At 70.1% G+C, this 1,756-nt stretch carries 2 protein-coding genes; both read right to left on the bottom strand.

What is annotated here, in order from left to right:
• Positions 1–972 (bottom strand): D-(-)-3-hydroxybutyrate oligomer hydrolase (locus F3J14_RS34855; RefSeq protein WP_247682366.1); only part of this gene is annotated, 972 nt, incomplete at its 3' end.
• Positions 973–1,223: 251 nt separating this feature from the next.
• A complete protein-coding gene (locus F3J14_RS34850) occupies positions 1,224–1,589 on the bottom strand; it encodes a BON domain-containing protein (RefSeq protein WP_166726745.1) in 366 nt (121 codons plus the stop codon).
• Positions 1,590–1,756: the final 167 nt, after the last annotated feature.

Genomic DNA, 1,756 nt, shown 5'->3' with positions numbered 1-1,756 from the left:
GTCTGCAGTTGCTGGCGCAGCGGCAGAAAGCCCTGCGGCGTACCGAAGCCGAGCATCTGAGCTCCGGACTGGCGCCCGAGCGCGCGCAGCGAGCCGGTGATCAGCTCGCCGTCGAGCCAGCGGCCCGAACTGCTCGTTGAGCGCCCAGTACGCGAATTCGACCGCCTGCAGCGTCGCGTGCCCCCAGTCCTGCTCGGGATTCTGCTGCGAATGCGCGTGCTTGAACGCGTAGCGGTTCGGGAAGCGGCTGTTGAACGCGGCCAGGTCGCCGCTCGTCACGTTCGCGGTAAAAAGGCTGGCATTGCCGGCGAGCACCGCGTTGGCGAGCGTGCCGTCGATCAGCGTGATCGTGTCGGAGCCGAGCTCGTGCGCGCCGTTGCCGCCGCCCTTGTCGTTGTACGCGACCGCGCAGCCGCGCTTGAGGCCCCACTCGCCGGCCGCCGAAATCGCGCCGTACACGCCGCGCGAACCCGACGACGTCGCGGTGACGATGCACGGCTGAGCGGGATCGAAGCTGGCGGGCACCTGCACGAGCAGCGTCACGTTCTTGCGGCCGCTGCCGTCGTCGGAGTACGCGAGATATTCGGTGCCGGGGATCTTGCCTTCGCCGAGCGTGGCGTTGCCGTCGAGGTCGACGTTCGGCCCCCAGAAGCGGCCGTAGCCGCCGTTCGCGCTCATGTCGACGAGCGCGCGGTAATTCGACCAGATCGCGAGCCGGCGCAGCTCGGCGCTCGTCGGCCGGGATGGATTCGCGAACGCGGGCGCCGTGGAGGCGAGGCCCGTCTTGCCGAGGCCGGCTGTCAGCAGATCGTCGCTCGTGCCGTCATAGGCGGTCGTGCGCACGCTGCCGGACACGAAACCGGGCAACCGGTTGCGCTCGCCCGAATCGGCGTCGTTGCAGGCGCTGAGTAATGTAAGCGCGGCCAGCGCCGCGCCGAGAAGAATCCGAGTGCCCCACCCGTGCGTCGTCATTGCCGCCCCCTCTCATTATCGATATCGCTGTCGGTGCGCCGCTGCGTCGTGCGCGGCTCGCGGCCTGTCGGGAAAACACCGGGCCGCCCCTGGTTTTCCGCCCCGAAGGCAGTCCCCTTGGGAGATGCTCCCCCAGGGGGGGCTGGCGCGCAGCGACAGGCTGGGGCAGGCTGCGGCGCAAACGGGCCCCGGCATGCCGGGGCCCGCCTGAAAGCGGGCGCGTGCGGCGCTGGCGCGCCGCCCGCCCGGCGTTACTGCTGCTGAACCGTCAGCTTGTTCGAGACCGACGTCACGCCATTCACGCCCTTCGCCGCCTCTTCCGCCTTGTCGATCTGGGCCTGGTCGGGCACCGTGCCCTCCAGCGTGATCGCGCCGCCCTTCGAACGCACGACGATGTTCGCCACGTCGATGCCGCCTGCCTTCGTGATTGCCTTGCGCACCGCGTAGCCGAGCTTGCGGTTCGCCTTCTTCGCGGTCTTGGCCGCCGCCTTCGGCGAGCTCGCTGCCGCGGCCGGCGCTTCGGTGGCCGCCGTATCGCTGGACTGCGCGTACACGCTGCCCGTCAGACAGGCCGCCACGGCTGCAACACCCAACGCTCTCAACACGATCGACTTCATGCTATCTCCTTGTAACTCCGGAACGGCCGTGCACAGTACGGCCGGATACCCCCAATGGCAGCCGGCCCGCGCGCGAACGGGCGGGACGGCCGATGATTTCCACGGCGATGCGAGAGAGGCGACACGGGCCGGCAGCCGGCGCGCGCGAATGCGGGCCGGCCGGGCCA

This window comes from Burkholderia sp. Tr-862, from assembly GCF_011753085.1.
Classification (GTDB): Bacteria; Pseudomonadota; Gammaproteobacteria; order Burkholderiales; family Burkholderiaceae; genus Burkholderia; species Burkholderia ambifaria.
Note: the sequence above shows the minus strand (reverse complement) of the source record. Positions and strands in the feature narration are given on the sequence as shown.